This is a genomic window from Terrisporobacter muris (genome assembly GCF_024621905.1).
Classification (GTDB): domain Bacteria; phylum Bacillota; class Clostridia; order Peptostreptococcales; family Peptostreptococcaceae; genus Terrisporobacter; species Terrisporobacter muris.
The window spans coordinates 1-3,043 of record NZ_JANKBY010000377.1; the positions used below are offsets into that span (position 1 = coordinate 1).

General features: G+C 25.7%; 3 protein-coding genes. All 3 read left to right on the forward strand.

The window, feature by feature from the left end; all coding sequences use genetic code 11:
- The first annotated feature begins 192 nt into the window (after positions 1-192).
- The 3 genes from NSA58_RS18015 to NSA58_RS18025 all read left to right on the forward strand — a co-directional run bounded on the left by NSA58_RS18015 (position 193) and on the right by NSA58_RS18025 (position 3,000).
- Positions 193-300, forward strand: a complete 108-nt coding sequence (locus NSA58_RS18015; RefSeq protein ID WP_074079429.1) for a cyclic lactone autoinducer peptide — start codon at positions 193-195, stop codon at positions 298-300.
- Positions 301-386: 86 nt separating this feature from the next.
- Complete coding sequence (locus tag NSA58_RS18020) at positions 387-2,108, forward strand: bifunctional diguanylate cyclase/phosphohydrolase (RefSeq protein WP_052232888.1); 1,722 nt, start codon at positions 387-389, stop codon at positions 2,106-2,108.
- Between the two features lie 130 nt (positions 2,109-2,238).
- The gene (locus tag NSA58_RS18025) at positions 2,239-3,000 is read left to right on the forward strand and encodes a hypothetical protein (RefSeq protein ID WP_039678832.1); all 762 of its coding nucleotides are present in this window, start codon (positions 2,239-2,241) and stop codon (positions 2,998-3,000) included.
- Positions 3,001-3,043 lie beyond the last annotated feature (43 nt).

The following is a 3,043-nucleotide window of genomic DNA, read 5'->3' on the forward strand; positions in this document are numbered from 1 at the left end:
GATCTATAAATATAATTTAAATTCATTGGTATTATGTATGATACTAGGTATATACATGCAGGCATTATCATTAACAGCGTTAGGAAGTAATTTTATATTATTTATAGATAAAATTTTATTAAAGTGTAAGATTTAATGTATGGTATTAACTAATTATGCGTTAATATAAAAACTCATAAAGGAGATGTGAAAATGGGAGCATTAGCAAATTTCTTTACTAAAGTTGCAAAGAATGCAAGTACATATTGTTTTGTAATATTCTTTGAACCTGAAGTTCCAAAATCTTTAAGAGAAGAGTAAAAGGTTAAAGGACCATAGGAGATTTTCTTATGGTTCTTTTGATGTGTTATATACATAATAATTTATTGAAATATGGGTGAAGATGCATGAATAAATTTGATTATGAAAGAAGATTGAAAATATTAGAAATTTTAATAGGATTAAAATTTTTATACATTATATTAGCAACTTTAAATATTATAAGTTATTACAATGTGGTTTTAGATATTAATGGAATCGTTATTATGATTGCTTCGGCTTGTTGCATAGCACCGTTTATGATATTTTGCTCAAAGATGATGTATGGAAACACAGAAAAAAGTTTCTTTAATATGCCCACAATTTATAATATAATAGAAACCCTTATATTATTAGTTCTATTTATTATTTTAATGTCAAAAACAGGTGGTTCGGGTAGCTCTTTTAAATATATTAGTACAATCATTGTTTTAATATCTTCTATACAATATAGAAAAGAAATTAGCTTTGCTATAACTATTGCAGTATCGCTTATAATACTGTCATTCAACTTTGTGAATTTTAATGGTACACAAATTTTTAGTTATATGGATACAGCTAAGCATTTTGAAGGCGATATAATATTAATAAGTTCTTTATTAATAACATCTTTTATTATTTCTTTATATATTAATATTGAAAATGATTATAATTTAAAATTAAAAGAACTAGCAGTAAAAGATGGGCTTACAGGTTTATTTAATCATAGAAGCTTTCAAGATATGCTAGACTCATATATAACTAATTCTCAAAAAGAAGATAAAGAAGTTTCTTTATTATTTATGGATATAGATAATTTTAAGAATTATAATGATGTAAATGGTCACCAAAAGGGAGATTGGCTTCTTACAAAATTAGGTGAAATTTTGAGAAATACAGTTGGTGAACTTGGAGTGGTAGCTCGTTATGGTGGAGAGGAATTTGCTATAATTTTATATGATCAGACTGAAGAAGCAGCACTAAATTTAGGGGAATTGATTCGTCAAAATATACAGCAAACATATTTTACAGGTCAAGATTATCAGCCCAACAATCACATAACAGTTTCTATTGGTGTAGCAACCTATCCTAAAGTTGCTAAAAATAAAAAACAATTAATTGAACTTGCAGATAATGCTCTATACAGAGCAAAGTCTTTTGATAAAAACAGAGTTGAAAGATATTATAATATACTAGATGAAATAGATAAGAGTATTGATAAAAAGGCATTAGAATCAATTGCCAGTATGTTAAATAAAATAAATAAAAAAGATAAATATACTTATGGTCACTCTGAAAGGGTAGTTATTTATGCTAAAAAGTTTGCGACATATTTGAATTTAGATGAGCAAGCTAAAAAAGATTTGCTTCTAGCAGCGTATTTACATGATATTGGTAAGTTAGAAATATCAAAAGAATTATTAAACAAAAGAGAAAAATTATCTCAAAGTGAGTTTAATATTTTAAGACAGCATCCAACTCTTGGAGCTGACTTGGTAAGTAATATAAAAGATTTTAATGCGGTTGAACCTATAATAAAATACCATCATGAAAAATATGATGGAACGGGGTATCCATGTAATTTAAAGGGTGACGAAATTCCATATTTAGCTAGGATTTTAACTATAGTAGATAGCTTTGATGCCATGACATCAAAAAGGCCGTATAATATAAGAAAAGATTATAATCAGGCAATTGTTGAATTAAAAAAATGTGCTGGAATTCATTTTGATGCAGATTTAACATGTAAATTTATAGATATGCTTCAAAGTGATATGTTGAATAAGAAAATCTCTAGAGAGTTAAAAGACATATTACCATTAATGAACTAAATAAAAGTGCTTAATAATAAAAGTCTTTCTGAGAATTATATAATTTTTAGAAGGCTTTTTATATTGCTTTGTTTTTGCTACAATTAAATTAAATTTAGGTTGATAAAATATATTCAAAGGGGATAGAAAAATGGGAGATTTAGGAGTTAAGTATATATTTGAATCGCAGGATCAATTAGCCAGCAATATAAGGAGTATATTAAAGTCATTACAGCATAAAGATTATAATAATTATATAGAAAAACTATATGAAGGTTTTATAAATGACATATATGAAAATACATATACATTTAAAGAAAGTAAAAAAATATTAACTACCTTGTATTATTCGCTAGAGATGATAAAGGAGAATTTAGATAAAAATAACTTGCTTAGAAAAGGTGATTTTTTCGAGGGAAACGTAAATAGTCAATGTTTAGCTGAAGAAATAATAAATGGCATTGTTATATCTTCTAGAAATGAACATGAAGAAGGTAAATTGAAATATTATGGATATTTACTTGGAAACATAATGTTTAAAGATAATCTAGATAGAGACGAATGCAATAGATTAATAAAATTATCTAGACAATTAACTTATTGTCAGATTAAATTAATTAATATGTATGTAATTTCTCAAACTATTCAAATTCCGATATTACAAAGAGAAGATTACACAAAAATAGGTATAGGAGACTATAAGCTATTAGGAATACTGCAGGATACATTGGATATGATACAAAAATCAATATTAAATGGAAGTGGAAAATTAGTTTTAGATATGGTTCAAATAAATCCATCTAAGATAAAAGTACAGGGAATTGGAACATTATTATACAACTATATGTCTTTAAATAAAATGCCTTACGATGAATTGGAGGATATATTAGATTTATTATCTAAGCATAAATAATATTATAAAAATAAGTGTTCTATATAGAGCGCTTATTTTTATT

Excerpts from the sequence above, each read along its gene's own strand:
- NSA58_RS18015 (WP_074079429.1), top strand. The coding sequence starts at position 193 with ATGGGAGCATTAGCAAATTTCTTTACTAAAGTTGCAAAGAATGCAAGT.
- NSA58_RS18025 (WP_039678832.1), top strand. The coding sequence starts at position 2,239 with ATGGGAGATTTAGGAGTTAAGTATATATTTGAATCGCAGGATCAATTA.
- NSA58_RS18020 (WP_052232888.1), top strand. The coding sequence starts at position 387 with ATGAATAAATTTGATTATGAAAGAAGATTGAAAATATTAGAAATTTTA.